The following is a 17,666-nucleotide window of genomic DNA, read 5'->3' on the forward strand; positions in this document are numbered from 1 at the left end:
CCTTCGGTGCCGAATTCCAATATTAGACAATCTTGTTCGATGATCTATTATTCAATCTTATTTGATCATCTACTAGGATTGCTAACACTGCTGATGCCCGGCGGTACGTCTTGGGGCGTGCCGGCCGCGGCCCGCTCCGCGTGTGAAAGGAACTTCCTGATGAAGGAATCAGACCGTAAGGCGCTCATCGCCCTCCCCGTGGTTGTGCTGATCGGGGCGCTCGTCGCCGTGGCCGGCAGCCAGGGCGGGGCGACCCTTGGCGGGATCCCGATGTTCGCGATGGCGGTTGGGGCCGCGTTCCTCATTCAGTGGCTGGCGTTCATCCCGTCATTCAAGGCCCAGACCGAGAAGTTCTACGACCTGACCGGCACCTTGACCTACACCGCCATCACGCTTCTGCTCATCCTGCTCACGCCGGGGGTCGACGCCCGCGCCGTGCTGCTGGCAGCCATGGTGCTCGCCTGGACCCTGCGGCTGGGCATTTTCCTGTTCCGCCGTATCAGCAAGGCCGGCAAGGATGACCGCTTTGACGAGATCAAGCCCTCCTTTGTCCGGTTCCTCAACGTGTGGACCATCCAGGGACTCTGGGTAATCTTCACCGCGGCCGCAGCGTGGGTGGCGATTACTTCCGCGACCAGGGTGGCGCTGGACTGGTTCGCGCTGGTCGGTTTCCTCGTGTGGGCCGTCGGCTTCGGCATCGAGATCGTGGCTGACGGGCAGAAGAGCCGCTTCAACGCCGACCCCGCCAACAAGGGCAAATTCATCTCCACCGGGCTGTGGTCCAAGTCACGCCACCCGAACTACTTCGGCGAGATCCTGCTCTGGATCGGTGTCGCGATCGTCGCCGTGCCCGTGCTGCAGGGATGGCAGTGGGTCGCGCTGATCTCCCCGGTGTTCGTCGCTCTGCTGCTCACCAAGGTCAGCGGTGTGCCGCTGTTGGAGAAGAAGTCCGACACAAAGTGGGGCGGCCAGGCCGATTACGAGGCCTACAAGAAGGACACCCCCGTCCTGGTCCCCAAGCTCTAGCAGCGGCTCCAGTCAGCGCCGCGCCGCAGCGCCGGCAAGTCGGCGCCGGAAATACTACCCGCGAGTACCCCTGTTTAGGGCCCTCGCGCCCGACGCCATGGGGTGTAATAGTGGGTCACGACACACAGAGTTAACCGTTACCGACTCGCGGAAACTCGACGATCCTTGGCAAAATGCAGGTGGATCAATTGCTTCTAAAGGAGACCCATGGGCGCGAACACTGCCGAAAACACCACCCGTCGACTGAAAGCCGTACTGGACGTTCTGGCAGAGGGGGTGTGGACGGGCGAGAAGCTGAACGCCGGAGCGGTCCTGGGCGAGGCCATCGCACGCGTGCCGCTCAACGAGTTCGAGCGTGAATTGCTCAGCGGTGGAATTCCCCGCGGCCACAAGACCCTGACCACCGCCACCGCAAAGCTGGTCAAGGCAGGCTGGCTGGTTAAGGGCCGTGCCGGCTGGACCATCACCGAGGACGGCCAGCGCGCCACCGTCGCGTTCGCTGACCCCGCCGCGTTCGCCGCAGCGCTCGACGCCGGAACTCCCGTTCCCGCCGACACCCCGCTTCCGTCGGCGCCCCCCGCCGGAACCCCGGCTCCGAAGGCTGCCGCTCCCAAGGCTGCTCCGAAGGCCGCCAAGGTGGCCGAAAAGGTCGCCGGCAAGGCTGCCAAACTGGTCGAAGAGGCCGTTGCCCCGGTCGCCAAGGCGGTCCGCAAGCGCAAGGCAGCCGACAAGCCCGCCGATGCACCCGCCGCGGCCCCGGCTGCTGCGGCACCCGCACCCGCCGCCGCAGCTGCCGGCGCCCCCGCCTCCAGCGTGGAAACCGTCGAGCAGCCCGAGGCAGTCGCCGTCGCAGGTGACTTCAACATCCTGCTGGGCGCCCCCGCCAACTGGGCTCCGCAGTACGACGAGTCCCAGATGGAACTGGACCTTGTTGACCAGCTCTGGAAGCTCGCGGCGAACCTCCCGGCTGGCACCTACTGCTTTAAGATCGCGCTCAACCGCTCCTGGGACGAGAACTTCGGTGCTTTCGGAGCCTTCGATGGCGCCAACCACGAGGTGCACCACTCCGGTGGCCAGCTGGTCATCCACTACGACCACCGGACCCGCGACATCTTCCTGCCGTAGCCAGCGACGCGCATTTTTCCTGCCGAGGTGTAAAAGACCCTTCGACGCCCGACTTCGGGTGTCGAAGGGTCTTTTGCGCGTCGCGGGCGGTTTCGCGCGTCGTGAATTTCCCTGCCCGGCAACCGCGGATCGGCCTATCATTGGGTGATGGAAACCGTCGAGGTTGATGGGCTGCGGATTGCTTACCAGCGAAGCGGCCAGGGACCGGCGCTGGTCCTGTTTCACGGGGCCGGGGAGGACGGTCGGGTCTGGCGCCACCAGCTGGAGGGTCTCTCGGACGAGTTCACGGTGTTCGCCTGGGACGCTCCCGGGTGCGGCCAATCGGACGACCCCGCCCCGGAGTTGACCGCAGAGGAGCTCGGAGCCATCACCGCCGGCTTCCTGCGCGCTGCGGTCCCCGCGAAACCACACCTTCTGGGGCTGTCGTGGGGGTCCATGGTCGTCCTGGAGCTGTACCGCGGATATCCCGGGATGCCGGCGTCGATGGTGCTGGCCTCCGCCTATGCGGGCTGGGCGGGATCGTTGCCGCCCGAGGAAGTGGAGCGGCGCTACGCCCAGGTGCTGGCCGAGATCGATCAGCCTCCGGAGAAGTTCATCGACGAGTGGCTGCCGACGCTGTTCACCGGCAAGGCCGATCCCGCCGTGGTGGCCGAAGCCAGCAGGATCATGGCAGACGTGCGCCCGGCCGGGATGCGGGCGCTGCTCTCCGCCAGCGGCCGGGCCGACTACCGGCCGGTGCTGCCCACCGTCAGCATTCCCACCCTCCTGCTCTACGGCGCAGACGACCAGCGGTCCCCGCTGAACGTCGCCCACGAGTTGCACCGCCGGATTCCGGGCTCAGCACTGGCGGTGATTCCCGACTCCGGGCACCTCGCTCAGCTGGAAGCGCCCGAGGCCTTCAATGCGGAAGTGCGGAACTTCCTGCACGGCATCGCGGATTGAGCCGGCCCTCCGCCGGCCCGCGGGCTGGACCCATTAGAACCGCGTCGGGTCCGGCCGTGGTGGCGGGAACGGGCCGGGGTCGGGAATCGGCAGCGGCCCCGGCGTGGGGAACGGGCCGGGAGTTGGCGCGGGGCCCGGCTCCGGAATCGGCGCCGGGGGTGGGACCGGGCCGGGTTCCGGCGGAAACGGGTCTCCGGGCTGGGGCTCGGGCGTGGTGGGCCCGGGTTCCGGCGGAAACGGCTCAGGTTCTTGTGGCGGTGGAATGGTCATGCCGGGCTCCCTCACTCGTGGTGGATGATGCGTGTCGCTCCGGCGCGCAGTACCTTCAGCTCCCACGGCCGCAGATGCAGGCGGGGCACCGCGGCATCGGCGGGGTAGTTGCCCAGGACCAGTTCCGCGCTGTCCCACACCACGGGAACGTCGGCGTCGTCGAGCGCGACCTCCTGGTCCTGGCCGGAAAAGTTGCCCAGCACCAGCAGCTTGGTCTCCGGCAGCGAACGGACGAAGGCGTAAACGTGTTCGTCCCGCGGCAGCAGCATGGTGAAGTCCCCGTGCGACACCACGGGTTCGCTGTGCCGCAGCGCGATCACCGCCCGGTAGAAGCTGTACACCGAATCCGGGTCGTCGACCTGCGCGGCGGCGTTGATGTGGTTCGCGTTCGGGTTCACCGCAATCCAGGGGGAACCGGTGGTGAAGCCGGCGTGCCGGGAGGCGTCCCATTGGACCGGGGTGCGTGCGTTGTCGCGGTTCAGCGGCGCGAGCGCGGCGAGGACTTCCGCGTCGGTGTGGCCCAGATGTGTGGTGGCCTCGCGGTGGTGGTTGAGGACCTCGATGTCCCGGTAATCGCTGATCGCCCCGAAGGTCATGTTGGTCATACCGAGTTCTTCGCCCTGGTAGACGTAGGGCGTGCCGCGGTGCAGGTGCAGGATGCCGGCGAGCATCTTTGCGGAGAGCTCACGGTACTTGCCGTCGTCGCCGAAGCGCGAGACCGCCCGGGCCTGGTCGTGGTTGCCCCAGTAGAGGCTGTTCCAGCCGAGCTCCGCCAGGCCGGTCTGCCAGTGGCCCAGGGTCTTCTTGAGGTCCGTGAGTTTGAGTTTCTTGGGCCGCCACTTGTTGCCGTCCTCCTGGTCCAGGGCGACGTGCTCGAACTGGAAGACCATGTCCACCTCGGGGCGCTCCGGGTCGGTGAACAGGACGGCCTCTTCCACGGTGACGCCGGGCATCTCGCCGACGGTCAGCAGCGGGCCGGGGCGGCCGGCGAAGACTTCGCGGTGCATCTCCTGCAGGAATTCGTGGATCCGGGGCCTGCCGATGTAGAACGGGCTGCCGTCGCCGTAGAGCATCCCGGCGGCGATGGGCCCGTCCGGCAGGGCGGTGTCCTTGGAGATGAAATTGATGACGTCCATCCGGAAGCCGTCCACGCCCCGGTCCAGCCACCAGTTCATCATCTCGTAGACCGCCGCCCGGACCTGCGGGTTTTCCCAGTTCAGGTCCGGCTGCTTCCGGGAGAAGATGTGGAGGTAGTACTCGCCGGTGGCCTGGTCGAACTCCCAGGCCGGTCCGGAGAATGCCGAGCCCCAGTTGTTCGGTGCCGCGCCCGGGCCGCCGGCGGAGCCGTCAGTGGATGCCTCGCGCGGCGGACGCCACCAGTACCAGTCGCGCTTGGGGTTGTCCTTCGAGGAGCGTGACTCCACAAACCAGGGATGCTCATCCGAGGTGTGGTTGACCACCAGGTCCATGACCAGCTTCATGCCCCGGGCGTGCAGCCCGTCCGTCAGTTCCCGCAGGTCCTCAAGCGTGCCGAAGATCGGGTCCACGTTGCGGTAGTTGCTGATGTCGTAGCCGTTGTCGTCCTGCGGGGAGGTGTAGATCGGGGACAGCCAGACGACGTCGACGCCGAGCCGGTGCAGGTAGTCCAGCTTGCTGATGATGCCCCGCAGGTCCCCGATGCCGTCCCCGTTCGAATCGGCGAAGCTGCGCGGATAGATCTGATAGACGACGGCGCTTTGGAACCAGTCGCGGGCAGGAGCCTCCACGGATTCTTCTGTCGGCTGTTTTACCGTCATGGGGACTCCTCAGCTGGTCCGGCGGCCGGCAACGATGCTGGCCCACCAACGTCTGATTATGGAACAGTTCCCGCGGGCAGGGAAGACCCCGGAGGTGCTATGTGGAGGGCACCTTAGTTCTGCGAAGCGATGCTCTTGTCCCGGTCCTCGAACACTTCCTCGCCGGGGCCGGTGAAGGCCCGGGAGCGCTGGATTGCCTCGATTGATCCGGTGAACAGCTGGGAGTCGTGCGGATCGGCCGGGTGCCGGCCGGGCTCGTCCGCGGCGGAAACCTTGCCCCGCGGCTTCGCGGAGGTGGGGGTGCCGGACGAGTCCGCGGTACCCGGTGTGCCCGGCCCCAGCGCAGCGGCGCCGAGCGATTCGAGCCGGACGTGGGGGAGCGCCGTCGGGTGTTCCTGCTGCAGGAACAGCACCAGCTCCTCGCGGATCAGGCAGCGCAGGTCAAAGAGTGTGGCGCTGTCCGCGGCGCTGACCAGGATGCGGACCCGGACGAAGCCAGCGGTCGCGTCGGTGATCTGCAGGATGCCCACGCGCTCATCCCAGAGTTCGGTGCCGGCCAGGACCCGCTTGAGTTCGGCGCGCATGTCCTCCACCGGGGCGCGCCAGTCGAGGTCGAACTCCACGGTGCCCATGACATCGGACTGCCGCCGGGTCCAGTTCTCGAACGGGGTGGTGGTGAAGTAGGTGGAAGGCAGGATCATCCGCCGGTCGTCCCAGATGTGGACCACCACGTAGGTCAGCGTGATCTCCTCGATCCGGCCCCATTCCTTCTGCACCACCACAACGTCGTCCACCCGGATTGCATCGGTGAAGGCGAGCTGGATGCCGGCGAAGACGTTGACCAGGGACGTCTGCGCGGCGAGGCCGGCGACGATCGAGATCACCCCGGCGGAAGCCAGCAGTCCGGCGCCGAGGGCCTGGATGGCGGGGAAGGTCAGCATTGCGATGCCCAGAGCCACGATGGCGATCAGGGCGACGCCGATCCTCCGGGCGAGGATGACCTGGGTGCGGAGCCGACGGGCGCGGCGGTTGTCCGCGACGTCCACCCGGTAGCGGGTGAGCACCATGGTCTCGATGATGAGGAAGACGGCGATGGCCAGCCAGGCGAGCGAGCCGATGAGCGCGATCTGAAGCGCGTGGTCCAGGTTGCGGCGCCATTCGGCGTCCTCGGTGGTGAGGCCCAGGGCGATCCGGACGAGGATCAGGCAGAGCGCAAGCCGCAACGGCACGCGCGCTACCCGGGAGGTCTCGCGGAGGGCGGGCTGGTTCCGGTTGAGCCGGAGCACAATCCGGCGCACCAGCCAGGAGGAGAGGAGGCCGCCGGCCACGGCGAGGGCCACTGCGAGGACGGGGGCCAGGAAGGGCATGGCGGGATCAAGGACGTCTTGCATTACTTAAGCTCTAGCAAGCTTCCGCGGGCAATTGAAATTGTCAGGGGGCAACGTGGGAAGCATCACGGGGGTGCCTGGACCGACTTCCTGGTAAGGCCGGGGTGCCAAGGGCCCAAAGGCCCTAGTTTCCTCGCGGAAAGACCCGAGAATAGTCCGACCACTATATTTTCCCAGGGGGAGGGTGCCATGCGCCGCGTCGCGTCATTCGCCACAGCTTTTTCAGCTTTCTGCGCTGCTGCCGTTCTGGCCGGATGCGCGTCGCCCGCAGCAGCCCCAGCCACCAGCTCCCCGCCGGTCACGACGGCCACGGCCAGCGCCTCGCCGAGCACGGTTTCCTCGCCCGCCGTCACGGCGCCGGCGGGGTGGAAAACGTTCACGACGTCGGACGGCTCGCTGGCGTTCGACTACCCGGAGTCGTGGACCATCAAGGACCCGGCCGGCCAGCCCGCTGAGGGCGGCGCCTTTGTGGAGCTGGTGAGCGACTACGGCAAGTCGATGGCCACCCTGCGGACCAACATGGTCACGGGCGCCGAGTGCATGGAAAAGTTCCCCTTCATGATGTACGACTCCGAGCCCGTTCCCGCGCTGGCCCATGACGGGGTGACGCCGCGGTTCGTCTACGAGGGCCGGACCAACCCGGCGTCGAGTGATCCGTCGACCTCCCTCACCCTGGCCTACGGCCTCACCGCCGCGCCGGAGCCCACCGGGGACACCGCCTGCCCGATTTTCCACTTCTTCGCCTGGCCGCCCAGCGGCGCCATGTTCGGCGGTGTCTACGACCCGTTCGACACCACGCCGGGAGGTCCCATGCACGTGGATACGCCCGAGGTGTACATGGACACCACCGAGTACAAGTACGTCAAGCAGGCAATCACCTCACTGCGGCCGGCCGGAAAGCCATGACGTGAGGAGGCCGCCGGGCTCACCCGGCACTGTCCCCGGCACCACCGCAGCCGCCACCCTGTGCACCTCGCTGGGACTGGTCCTGCTCCTGACGTCCTGCGGATTGCTCCCGGCCGCGCCGGAGGGCCCCGCAGGTTCGGCGAGCCAGACCCAGGGCAGCAGCCCGGCGACGTCCTCAACGCCGTCCACCACGGCGTCGGACGGGCCGTCGGCGTCGGAGGGGCCGACGTCGGGCTGGAAGACGTTCACGACGACGGATGGGGGATTGTCGTTCGACTACCCCGCGGCCTGGACGGTGAAGGACCCCGGCGGGGCGCTCGGCGGCGAGTTCGTGGACGTGTTCAACGCTGAGGGGAAACCGATGGCGGGCCTGCGGACCAACATCGTCACCGGGTCCGAATGCGTCGGCAAAACCCCGTTTGAGGTCTACGATTCCGAGCCGATGGCCGCCCTCGCCGAGGGCGGGGGCGCCGACGGCGGGGTGCCCCGCTACGTGTTCGAGTCCCGGGGTGACGATACCGATCCGGTGTCCACACAGTCCACCATCGCTGCGTACGGCATCACCATGGTCCCCGTGGAATCCGGCGATATGGCGTGCCCCATGTTCCACCTTTTCCTGTGGCCGCCCAGCGGCGCGTTCTTCGGCGGAACGTACAACCCGGAGCACAACGAGACGCCCGGGGACCCGGCGCTGCCGTACCTGGAGAAGGCCGAGCTGTACGCGTCCACCCCGGAATACCAGGACGTCCGGACGATGATCACGTCCCTGCGGCCGGCGGAGACGCCGGCGGGTTAGGAGCCGGGACCGTGTTTAGCGGGACGTCGTCGTCGGGGGCTGATCAGCGGCAGGGTGCCGCGACCCGGCGCGCAGCGCGGTCCGGACGTTGACCTTCGAGGTGTAGGAGATCGAGCCGTACTGGAAGAGCCGCACGGCGAGGCGCAGCATCACGGCCGCACCCACGAAGAGGATCGCGATCACAATGCCCGCCTCGGGCAGGCTCAGGGAGCCGAAGCCGTTGCGCAGCAGGGCGGTCACCGGAGCGGAGAACGGGAAGAAGGTGAAGATCTGCACGATCAGCGACTGCGGATCGGACACCACCAGGGCCACAGCGTAAAACGGCACAAAGATCAGCGCCATCATCACGCCCATGAAGTTCCCGGCCTCCTTGGCGTTGGGCATCACGGCGCCGATGGCCACGAGGGTAGTGGTGAACAGGGCGAAGCCGCCGACCAGGATCAGCAGGCCCACGGTCATCCGGACCGGGTCCAGGATCAGCGGCGGCAGGTCCAGGGCCGCGAGGCTGAGCTCCTCGGGGAAGAACAGCCGGGCGATCATGATGGGGGAGAGGAACACGATCATCTGTACCAGCCCGATCGCGAACAGCGCGATGACCTTGCCCGCGATGAGCGTTGTCGGTTTGAGCGTGGTCAGGATCATCTCGGTGACGCGGTTTTCCTTCTCCTCCAGCGTGGAGTTGAGCATCTGCCCGGCCAGGAGCACGATCAGCCCGTAGAAGATGACCAGGAAGACCAGTGGCGGGATCACCGAGCCCAGGCCGCCGGATTCCTCCGTGCCGTCATACGTGACGGTCTCGATCTGCACCCGTCCGGCCGCGATGGCGGACAGTTGCGGGGAGCCGATCCTCTGTTCGACGGCGTGCGTCAGCATGGCCTGCGCGACGGCGGCATACTTGCCGTTCTCGAAGAGCCCCTGGTCCGCGCCGTAGACGCGCACGGCCGTCGCTTCGGGCTGGGCCGGGTAGTCGAAGTACGCGTCCACGGCGCCGGACTGCACGGCGGCGATCCCGGCATCGGGGGAATCCGCGGCGGTGGCACCAAAGAGCGCGGCGCCCGCGGCCGTGATCAGCCCCGACGCGTCCGTGTAGGAAATGCTGAACTGGGCGCGACTCTGCGCCGCGGCAGCGGTGTCCGTGGTGGTGTTGCTGAGGAAAACCAGCCCGAAGACCACGGCAATGATGAGCGGGACGGACAAGGTTCCGATCCAGAACCGGCCTTTGGTCACGGTACGGATGAATTCGAAACTCAGAACCGTACCTAGATTGTGATGCGGGTTGTGCTGCGCCACGGCACTACGCCCCGTCCCGGGCGGGGGACCGTGCGGTGCCGGATGTGCCTGCCGTTGCTGGCTTGTTCTGGTCGCCGTAGACCCGGATGAAGATGTCTTCGAGGGAGATTTTGGTGGTGGTGAAGCTCCGGACGGTCACGCCGGCGTCGATCAGGGACTTGAGGATGACGGCTTCGTCGGTGGCGTCGGTGATGGAGAGCTCGGAGTAGTTCGTTTCCTGGAGCATCGCCTCGTAGTGCGGCGAGGGCGGGATGGCGCCGCTGTGCCTGATCCGGATGATGCGGCCGCCGTACTTGTTCTGCACCTCGTCGATGGTGCCGTAGGCCTCGGCGGTGCCGTCCTTGAGCAGGATCACCCGGTCGCAGAGCCGCTCCACTTCCTCCATCTGGTGGGTCACCATGACCACGGTGGCGCCGCCCTTCTTCTGCTCGGCGATGATGTCCATCAGCAGGCGCCGGTTGACCGGATCGAACCCCTTCGTGGGTTCGTCCAGGATGAGCAGCTCGGGGTTGTTCATGATGGTGACACCGAGCTGGACCTTTTGCTGCTGCCCGCTGGAGAGCTTGTCCAGCACCGCGGAGGCCCGGTCCGCGAGCGCCACCCGGTCCAGGTACTCAAGCGACCACTGCCTGGCGGTGCGCCGTTCCATCCCCTTGAGCCGGCCGAAGTAGGTCATGATGTCGATGACCTTTTCCTTCTTGTAGAGCCCGCGCTCTTCAGGAAGGTAGCCCAGCCGGTCGCCGTGCTCGGGTTTGAAGTCCCGGCCATTAATGTGGAGTATCCCGGCGGTGGGCTCGTAGATGCCCAACAGGGCCCGGATCGTGGTGGTCTTGCCGGAGCCGTTGCTGCCAAGGAAACCGAAGGTCTCGCCGGCGTGCACGTCAAAGGACAGGTCGCGGACCACGGTGGTGTCGCCGAAGTCCATTCGGAAGCCGCTGATGTGGACCCGTGCCTCGTCCATTGCGGCTCCCGATAGTGCCGGGCTGCCCGCCCGGGGTGTTGCCGATTCGCCGTCTAGACGGCGGGGATATGCCGGTGCCGGCGGTGCGCCGGTTTCGGCAGGCCTGCCCTGGTGTTGCCGGTACCGCCCCAGGCATTGGAGCGGGCTTCCTTGATCAGACCAGTGCCGGCGCATTCGCGGACCGCCATGATGCCGTCCGCGGCGGACTGCTTGTCCTCAAAAGCCTTGGAAATCGCCAGAACCGTGCCGTCGGCGCCGAGGAGCCGGAACCGGACGTTGGCCTCAGCGTCCGTGAAGATCTCGAATTGTCCTGCCATCTTGTATGTCCTTTCGGGCAATGCAGCACGGCGGGAGGGTGAGGCACTTCCATGTGCCATGCCGTTGTCTCGACACGTCCCCGCAGCGCACCTGACCATCCTTCCCGCTGGGGTCTGCGGAAGGGAAGGGGCGAAGGTCCCTATGTGGAAAGTGCACGATTCCTCTGGCGGTGGGCTCCGCGACGGGCGCTAGATTGGGAGCATGGCTGAGTTTCCGAAGGGCGATTCCGGTGAGTGGGTCCGGCTGACGGCGCGGGTGGACGGTGTGGTGCAGGCCGTTGGGTTCCGCTACTGGACGGTGCACCAGGCCGATGAGCTGGGGCTGACCGGCACGGTCCGGAACAACACCGACGGCTCGGTGGGCATCGTGGCGGAGGGACCCCAGTCGGTGGTGCTGGAGTTCCGGCGCTGGCTGCGCTCACCGGAAGCCCCGGGGCGGGTGGAGAACGTGGACGAGTCGATCTCCCGGGCCACGGGCGCGTTCAGTAATTTCCGGGTGGTGTACTAGGCCCGGTGAAGCGGCTTAGGAACTCCAGCACCGCGGGGTGTGCCGGGTTGATGAGGTGACCGCCGGGGACCAGTACGCTCTCGGCCGCGGGTAGCAGTTCCGCGAGGCGGACATTGACTCCCCGCAGCACGGCTGGCGAGTCCTCCGCGGAGACCAGCAGTGTCGGCTGGCGGACGGTGGCCAGCTCCTCCGGTCCCAGCGCGGGCGGGTTTTCGCTGAGATCCAGTCCGTCGCCCTTGATCTCGGCCAGCACCGCCGGGCTGGTGTCATCGAACATGTCCCGGAGATCCGCGGGAAGCCCCTCCCACAACTGGTCTCCCATGACCTGGCGGATGACGGCGGCGGCCGCGGAGCGCGGGTCCGTTGCCGCTGCTTCCAGCACCTGGTCCCGCAGCTGGTCGGCCCACGCCTGGGCGCCGGGGTCCAGCCAGAACACGGCGGGTTCCAGCAGGACCAGTGCCGTCACCTTCTCCGGGTGCCTCTGCGCGAGGGCGAGGGCGATCTCCCCGCCGGTGCTGCGTCCGATAACGACCGCCGGTGTCGCGTCGAGGGCATCGAGCAGGGCGGCCGCATCGTCGACCTGGTCGGCCAGGTCGACGGCGGTAAAGGGTTCGGGACGTTCGCTGCGGTGGAAGCCCCGGCGGTCGTAGATGATGCAGCGGCCAATCTTCGCCAGCTCGGCGGCCGGTTCCTCCCACAGCACCGCGGAGCTGGGCGTCCCGTGAATACCCAGGACGGGCAGCCCTTGGCCGTGCTCTTCGAAGTACAGTTCGACGCCGTTGACGCTCACCCGGACCATGGATTAAGCGTAGGTCCGTCGCCGCGTGGGGTCGAGGTCCGCAACGGCGTTCGGGCGCGCTCCGGTGTTTGCGCCCTCCGGGAATCAGGCGCGGGTGAGCAGGCCGTGGCCCAGGACGGCTTTGCGGGACAGCGTCCGGTAGCCCTCGCGGTCGAACAGCACGGTGAGGACGTCGCCGTCGTGCCCCATCACCAGTCCCGGGCCCCAGAGGGCATGCTCCACACGGGAGTTCAGCGGGAACTCCCCGGCCCCGGCAGCCCCGCCGGCAGCACCGGCAGCACCGGCAGCCCCGACGGCGCCGCCGTCCGCAGCATCGCCGTCCGCAGCATCGCCGTCGTGCTCGCCACGGTGCTCCTGCAGCGCGGTCCCGTCCGTGCAGGTGTCGCAGTTTCCGCAGGGCACGGGCAGGTCCTCGCCGAAGTAGCCGAGCAGGAACTGGCGGCGGCAGCGGTGTGTTTCGGCGTAGCTGCGGATCATCGCGATGCGGGACTTGTCGACGCGCTCGCGGGCGGCGGCGAGGTCGACGGCGCGTTCCACCACCTGGGCGGGCTCCGCCTCGGGGTCAAGCCGGACGCCGTCGTGGGTTACCGTGACGGCGCCGGTTTCCTGCAGCAGGTTCAGCAGGCCGGTGATACGCCGGGCGGGGAAGACAGTCTTTACGGCCAGCGTCCGTGGCGGGAGCGGCTGGCCCGCCCCGCGCAGCACGGTGAGGACCGCCAGCAGGGCGGCTTGGTCGGGGGTGTGGGTGGCGAAGAACCGCCGCAGGCCAAGGTCCTCGGAACGGTAATGCAGCACGGCGACGGCGGGCCGGCCGTCCCGCCCGGCCCTGCCGATCTGCTGGTAATAGCTGTCCAGGGATTCGGGGATGTCCGCGTGGAGGACGAAGCGGACGTTGGGCTTGTCAATGCCCATGCCGAACGCGGTGGTGGCCACCACTACGTCCAGGCCGCCGTCGAGGAACTGCTGGTGGACAAGCTCCCGCTCGGTCGGCGTGCGGCCGGCGTGATAGGCCGCGGCGCGCAGGCCGGTCCGGGCCAGTCTCGCGGCGTACTTTTCGGTGTCCTTCCGCTTGGCGGCGTACACCAGCCCGTGCCCGCGTCTCGCGGCGACCAGCTCGGTGACCTGGCTGACGACCGCCCGGCGCTTCTCCTTGTCCTCATGGTGGCGGAGCACCTCCAGCCGGATGTTGGGCCGGTCGAAGCCGTGGACCAGGACCAGCGGGCTGGCCATGCCGAGGCGGGCCAGGATCTCCTCGCGCACCGGGGGAGAGGCGGTGGCCGTCAGCGCCGCGGTGGTCGGGTTCCCCAGGCGCTCGCGGACCTCGCCGAGACGGAGGTAGTCGGGCCTGAAATCGTGGCCCCAGGAGGAGACGCAATGGGCCTCGTCCACCACGAACAGGCCGATGTTCAGCGCCGCGATCCGTTCCACCGTGCTGGGTTTCGCCAGCTGCTCCGGGGCGAGGAAGAGGAACGCCGCCTCGCCGCTTTCCACGGCTTGCCAGGCGCGTTCCTGCTCCGCGGCGCTGTGCGAGGAGTTGACGGCGACGGCGCCGCCCGCTCCGGCGGCCTCCCGCAGCCCGTCCAGCTGGTCCTCCTGCAGGGAGATCAGCGGGGACACGACCACGGTGGGCCGCTGCTGCTGGCGGTGCAGCAGGAGGGCGGGCACCTGGTAGATGGCCGACTTCCCGTAGCCGGTGGGCATAACGGCGAGGACGTCCCGGCCGGCGGCGAGGGCCCGCATCCCGGTGAGCTGGCCCTCGCGGAGGTGCGGCAGACCAAAGGTGACGTCAGCGATCCGGCGGAGTCCGCCGTCGTCGTGGGCCTCGGTCATGAGTGCAACTCCGTTGCGGCAGATTGAGGTGAAGTGAGGCGGGGCAGGCTGGTGCCGGCCGTTGATTTCAGGGTAGGACTTCCCGGAAGACTTTCAAAAAACTCCTGGGAGTGGCAGCAAAGCACGTCCAGGCTCGACCGGGGCAAAGGACCCTCGGCAGCGGACCCGTTTCTGGGTAGGGTGGCCCCATGCAGAAAATATCGCTCGATGCCCTTGCCCGTCAGCAGCTAGCGGCGGCGGTGGCGGCACCCAGCGGGCGTGCTGCGGATACGGCCTTTGGCGGCCATGAGAAGACACTTCGCCAGACGGTGATGGCGTTTCGGGCCGGGACGCAGCTGAGCGAGCACCAGAACCCGGGCGAAGCGACCGTCTTCGTGCTCCGCGGCTGCGTGCGGCTGCGCTCCGGCGGGCATTCCTGGCAGGGGAAGGCCGGGGACCTGCTGATCGTGCCGGACGGTCTGCACAGCCTGGAGGCGGAAGAGGACTCGGCGATCCTGATGACCGTCGCGAAAATCAAGACCTGACGATCTGGCCGCAGGCCGGGAGACCAGCCGGGCCGATCGGGCGGGGCAAGATTACCGCAAGGAGCTGGATATGACTGTCGTTCCCTTTGACGAGGTGCCACAGACCCGGCGGTGGTGGGCGCGGGCCGCCTATCTCGCGGCGATCTGCGCGGCGGTGGTCCCGCTGGTGGCTGCGGGACTGGCAGGCACCGTGGCACTGCTCCTGACCGGTGCAGGCGGCGTCGTGGTGACCGTGGTCGGGATCTACTAGTTCCTCATCAGCCGCGGTTTTCTGCGCTGGTGTGCTCTGGCGCTGGGGGTGCTCGCCCCGCTGGTGGTCCTGTTCCTCTTCCTTCAAGCGGGCTTGCTGTGGGAGGTGATGATCACCGTGGGACTGGTGTTTGTGGCGTTGGTCTGTGCCCGCGCTGCCCTCCGGGAACGCCGGGAGGGCGCAAAGATGGTCGAGTACCCGGCCCCACCTCGCGGCATCCCTTTGTGGTGATGAATCCGCGCTCCGGTGGGGGGAAAGTGGTGAAGTTCGAGCTGCAGCGGAAGGCGGAGGAACTCGGCGCCGAGGTGGCGTTGCTGGAGGGTCCGGGCAAGGTGGACGTCGCGGCCCTGGCCCGGGATGCGGTGGAGCGGGGAGCGGACCTGCTCGGCGTCGCCGGCGGTGACGGAACCCAGGCGCTGGTGGCCGGCATCGCGGCCGAACACAATCTTCCGTTCCTGGTGATCAGCGCCGGCACCCGCAACCATTTCGCCCTGGATCTCGGCCTGGACCGGGAGGACCCCACGGGCTGCCTGGACGCCCTTCGTGACGGGGTGGAGCTCCACGTCGACCTGGGCAAGATCAACGGCCGCACCTTCGTCAATAATTCCTCCTTCGGGGTCTACGCCGAGGTGGTGCAGAGCCCGGAGTACCGCGATGACAAGGCCGGTACCGTGCTGCAGATGCTCCCGGATTTGATCAAGGGCGATAAGGGCGCGCGGCTGCACGCCAAGCTTGACGGCACCACGGTGGAAGGGCACCAGGCGGTGCTGGTGAGCAATGGCCCGTACGGCAGTCACGGCCTCGCGGGCCTGGGCCGCCGCACCCGGCTGGACCGCGGCGTGCTCGGTGCGGTGGCGCTCTCCGCGTCCAACACCCGGGAAGCTGTCGGGCTGCTGCGCCGGGCGACGAATCGTGGCCTGATCCAGCGCGCTGCGGCGGAGGTGGTGGTCGACGCCGATGTGCCCGAGATTCCGGTCGGAGTGGACGGCGAGGCGCTGCTGCTTCCCACCCCGGTGCGGTGCACCATCGAACCTGCCGCCCTGCGCGTCCTGGTTCCGCGGAATCGTCCCGGTGTCCCGCCGGCCCAGCCGGCGCTGGACCTGGTTCGGCTCCGCGAGCTGGCGTGGGGGCACCGGTCGGCGGCGCATGTCGCGGAGGCCGCAGGCGGCTGACGGCACGGAAGTGCTAGTTGCGCCTCGCCCATAGTTGCAGCCAGACCAGCAGGCGCGTCTCGGGATCGTCCAGGTCAATGCCGAAGAGGGGCTCAACACGGGACAAGCGGTAGCGGACCGTGTTGACGTGCACGTCAAGGGACTTCGCGGCTTCCACGGCGATACCGCTGCAGCTCAGGTAGGCGTAGATGGTTTCTTCGAAAGACTTCTTCTGGTCCTCGTCGTACTCCGCGATCCGGAGCGCGTGGGTCCCGGGCAGCTGACCCGACGCCGTCAACGACGTCACCATCTGGCGCAAATGCAGACTGGAGCCGAGGGATTCGTCGTCGGCGACGATGTCGTCGGAATCGGCCGCTACGCGTCCCTCGGCGACGTTCCGGACCAGCTCGGACAGGACCAGTTCGGCGTTGACCCGGGACTCCTCAAGCCTCTCGATCGTGGCCGCCACACCCAGTGCGGCCAGGACCGGGCGGGAGAGCAGCCGCCGGGCGTTCTGCACAATCTTGAGAATCGAGCTGCGCTGGAATTGCCGGGATGATCCCGTGGTCTGTGGCAGGACGATGTAGACGATGTTGTCCGAGAACCCGCAGACGGCAGACGGCAGCCGGATGGCGCAGGCGGTTCGGATCGCATCAAAGAGCCGCAGGCGGGACTGCAGGGTTTCGGACGCCATGGCATCCGAGGGCCAGATGCCCAGGGCCGCAACGCGGACCGAGGGCGCCGAGATCCCGAGCCGGATGGCGGCGAGTTCGGCGCGCTGCGGCTCGAACAGCAGCGGCTGGACCAAGTCGATCTGGCGGGTCAGGTTTGAGACATAGGTGGTGCGCTTGTGCAGGATGTGGAGTGCCGCAACATTGGCGGCATCCCGCAGGATCCGGTGCGTGTCCTCGTTGTGGTGTTCCGCCCGTTCGAGGAGCCAGAGCGAGCCCAGGACGGAGTCGCCGGCCCGGATGGCGATGGCCGTGCGCCGGAGCAGAGGGTCCGCCGTCGTCACCTTCAACGCATCGGCGGCCGCATGGACTTGGCGGTACTCCTTATCGGTTTCAGCGGAAGGCGGCACGTGCAGGCGCAGAATGGAACTCCTGCGCGTCTCATCGATGGGCTGGTCCGGGAGGGTCGAATAAGCCAGGATCGTCTGATCGGGGGCCGCGATCGCTATGGCACCGCCGGTCTGGGCCGCAACGGTGTTGGCCAGATCGAACAGGTCGCCTGGACGGATGTCCACCAGCGTGCGTCCCGACTGCCGGTGCGGGACGACGGCGGCATCCATGATCTCCGCGAGCTGGTTCCACGGGACCGAGTCCGAGGCACGGAAGAGGGCGGTCCCCGATTCGCGGGCGGCCACCCGCAGGGCCTTGTCCGAGCTGCCGTTGGCCTTGTAGACGATGGCCACGTACCCGGCATCACTGAGCTCCCGGACCTTGGCGCCGAGACGCTTCCCTGACAGGGACAATCCGATGGCCAACGCGACGGCGCCGGGGAATGGGGCGGGCAGGGCCGTCGAATCGTAAAGCACAGCGCCCGCCACGATCTGCTGGTCATCGGCCGGCATCTCGACCAGGCTGACAATTTCCGACCCCGCCGATCGGGCGACGTCCGCCAGGGTAGGCAACGGGTGCCTCGCAGCCGCCGTCGCCGTCCCGCCTGCCTTTACCGTTCCAGCAGAAGGCGTTTGGTAGTTGCTACTAATGGTGAACCCCTCAATTTGTCGCAATCTCCATAGTGGCGCGGCATTCCACTTCTTACGCTGAACCATAACGCAGGAC

17 protein-coding genes are annotated in these 17,666 nt (G+C 67.7%); 9 read left to right on the forward strand and 8 right to left on the reverse strand.

All coding sequences use genetic code 11. The annotated features are described in order from the left end of the window. Window positions 1–159: 159 nt before the first annotated feature. The 3 genes from AC50YC_RS09080 to AC50YC_RS09090 all read left to right on the forward strand — a co-directional run bounded on the left by AC50YC_RS09080 (window position 160) and on the right by AC50YC_RS09090 (window position 3,093). Entirely contained in the window at window positions 160–1,026 is an 867-nt protein-coding gene (locus tag AC50YC_RS09080) for a DUF1295 domain-containing protein (protein ID WP_494953204.1), read from the forward strand. Window positions 1,027–1,233: 207 nt separating this feature from the next. Then, a complete protein-coding gene (locus AC50YC_RS09085; protein WP_494953205.1) occupies window positions 1,234–2,151 on the forward strand; it encodes a pullulanase X25 domain-containing protein in 918 nt (305 codons plus the stop codon). 147 nt (window positions 2,152–2,298) lie between these two features. Continuing rightward, entirely contained in the window at window positions 2,299–3,093 is a 795-nt protein-coding gene (locus AC50YC_RS09090; RefSeq protein WP_494953206.1) for an alpha/beta fold hydrolase, read from the forward strand. Between the two features lie 281 nt (window positions 3,094–3,374). Here the strand turns inward: AC50YC_RS09090 and AC50YC_RS09095 are convergent, their stop codons facing one another. Together AC50YC_RS09095 and AC50YC_RS09100 are read right to left on the reverse strand one after the other, a co-directional pair. Further along, on the reverse strand, window positions 3,375–5,159 hold the full coding sequence (locus AC50YC_RS09095; RefSeq protein ID WP_494953207.1) for a glycoside hydrolase family 13 protein: 1,785 nt from the start codon (window positions 5,157–5,159) through the stop codon (window positions 3,375–3,377). A gap of 113 nt (window positions 5,160–5,272) precedes the next feature. Then, window positions 5,273–6,550 carry a mechanosensitive ion channel family protein gene (locus AC50YC_RS09100; RefSeq protein WP_494953208.1) on the reverse strand — a complete coding sequence of 426 codons (1,278 nt, stop codon included), beginning with the start codon at window positions 6,548–6,550 and terminating at the stop codon, window positions 5,273–5,275. A gap of 186 nt (window positions 6,551–6,736) precedes the next feature. Between AC50YC_RS09100 and AC50YC_RS09105 the strand changes: the two genes are divergently transcribed. Together AC50YC_RS09105 and AC50YC_RS09110 are read left to right on the forward strand one after the other, a co-directional pair. Further along, the gene (locus AC50YC_RS09105; RefSeq protein ID WP_494953209.1) at window positions 6,737–7,453 is read left to right on the forward strand and encodes a hypothetical protein; all 717 of its coding nucleotides are present in this window, start codon (window positions 6,737–6,739) and stop codon (window positions 7,451–7,453) included. A gap of 1 nt (window position 7,454) precedes the next feature. After that, entirely contained in the window at window positions 7,455–8,249 is a 795-nt protein-coding gene (locus tag AC50YC_RS09110; RefSeq protein ID WP_494953210.1) for a hypothetical protein, read from the forward strand. Between the two features lie 15 nt (window positions 8,250–8,264). Here AC50YC_RS09110 and AC50YC_RS09115 read toward each other — a convergent pair whose 3' ends face one another. From AC50YC_RS09115 to AC50YC_RS09125, 3 genes are all read right to left on the reverse strand, one after another. Beyond that, window positions 8,265–9,476, reverse strand: a complete 1,212-nt coding sequence (locus AC50YC_RS09115; RefSeq protein ID WP_494953211.1) for an ABC transporter permease — start codon at window positions 9,474–9,476, stop codon at window positions 8,265–8,267. Window positions 9,477–9,543: 67 nt separating this feature from the next. Then, window positions 9,544–10,500 carry an ABC transporter ATP-binding protein gene (locus AC50YC_RS09120; protein ID WP_494953212.1) on the reverse strand — a complete coding sequence of 319 codons (957 nt, stop codon included), beginning with the start codon at window positions 10,498–10,500 and terminating at the stop codon, window positions 9,544–9,546. A 53-nt stretch (window positions 10,501–10,553) separates the two neighbouring features. Then, window positions 10,554–10,817, reverse strand: a complete 264-nt coding sequence (locus AC50YC_RS09125; RefSeq protein WP_494953213.1) for a YegP family protein — start codon at window positions 10,815–10,817, stop codon at window positions 10,554–10,556. A 202-nt stretch (window positions 10,818–11,019) separates the two neighbouring features. Here AC50YC_RS09125 and AC50YC_RS09130 point away from each other — a divergent pair, with 202 nt between their 5' ends. Next, the gene (locus AC50YC_RS09130; protein WP_494953214.1) at window positions 11,020–11,325 is read left to right on the forward strand and encodes an acylphosphatase; all 306 of its coding nucleotides are present in this window, start codon (window positions 11,020–11,022) and stop codon (window positions 11,323–11,325) included. Here AC50YC_RS09130 and AC50YC_RS09135 read toward each other — a convergent pair. Beyond that, on the reverse strand, window positions 11,300–12,124 hold the full coding sequence (locus AC50YC_RS09135; protein WP_494953215.1) for an alpha/beta fold hydrolase: 825 nt from the start codon (window positions 12,122–12,124) through the stop codon (window positions 11,300–11,302). The genes AC50YC_RS09130 and AC50YC_RS09135 overlap by 26 nt on opposite strands. A gap of 84 nt (window positions 12,125–12,208) precedes the next feature. Next, entirely contained in the window at window positions 12,209–13,954 is a 1,746-nt protein-coding gene (locus tag AC50YC_RS09140; RefSeq protein WP_494953216.1) for a RecQ family ATP-dependent DNA helicase, read from the reverse strand. A 188-nt stretch (window positions 13,955–14,142) separates the two neighbouring features. Here AC50YC_RS09140 and AC50YC_RS09145 point away from each other — a divergent pair, with 188 nt between their 5' ends. The 3 genes from AC50YC_RS09145 to AC50YC_RS09155 all read left to right on the forward strand — a co-directional run bounded on the left by AC50YC_RS09145 (window position 14,143) and on the right by AC50YC_RS09155 (window position 15,900). Next, window positions 14,143–14,478 (forward strand): cupin domain-containing protein, encoded by a 336-nt coding sequence (locus tag AC50YC_RS09145; protein ID WP_494953217.1) that lies wholly within the window; start codon window positions 14,143–14,145, stop codon window positions 14,476–14,478. Window positions 14,479–14,548: 70 nt separating this feature from the next. Next, a complete protein-coding gene (locus tag AC50YC_RS09150; RefSeq protein WP_494953218.1) occupies window positions 14,549–14,728 on the forward strand; it encodes a hypothetical protein in 180 nt (59 codons plus the stop codon). 260 nt (window positions 14,729–14,988) lie between these two features. Continuing rightward, window positions 14,989–15,900 (forward strand): diacylglycerol/lipid kinase family protein, encoded by a 912-nt coding sequence (locus AC50YC_RS09155; RefSeq protein ID WP_494953219.1) that lies wholly within the window; start codon window positions 14,989–14,991, stop codon window positions 15,898–15,900. Window positions 15,901–15,913: 13 nt separating this feature from the next. On the opposite strand, the gene AC50YC_RS09160 is transcribed toward AC50YC_RS09155, so the two are convergent. Then, window positions 15,914–17,512 (reverse strand): PucR family transcriptional regulator, encoded by a 1,599-nt coding sequence (locus AC50YC_RS09160; RefSeq protein WP_494953220.1) that lies wholly within the window; start codon window positions 17,510–17,512, stop codon window positions 15,914–15,916. Between the last annotated feature and the right edge of the window lie 154 nt (window positions 17,513–17,666).

It is taken from the genome of Pseudarthrobacter sp. MDT1-56 (assembly GCF_059383555.1).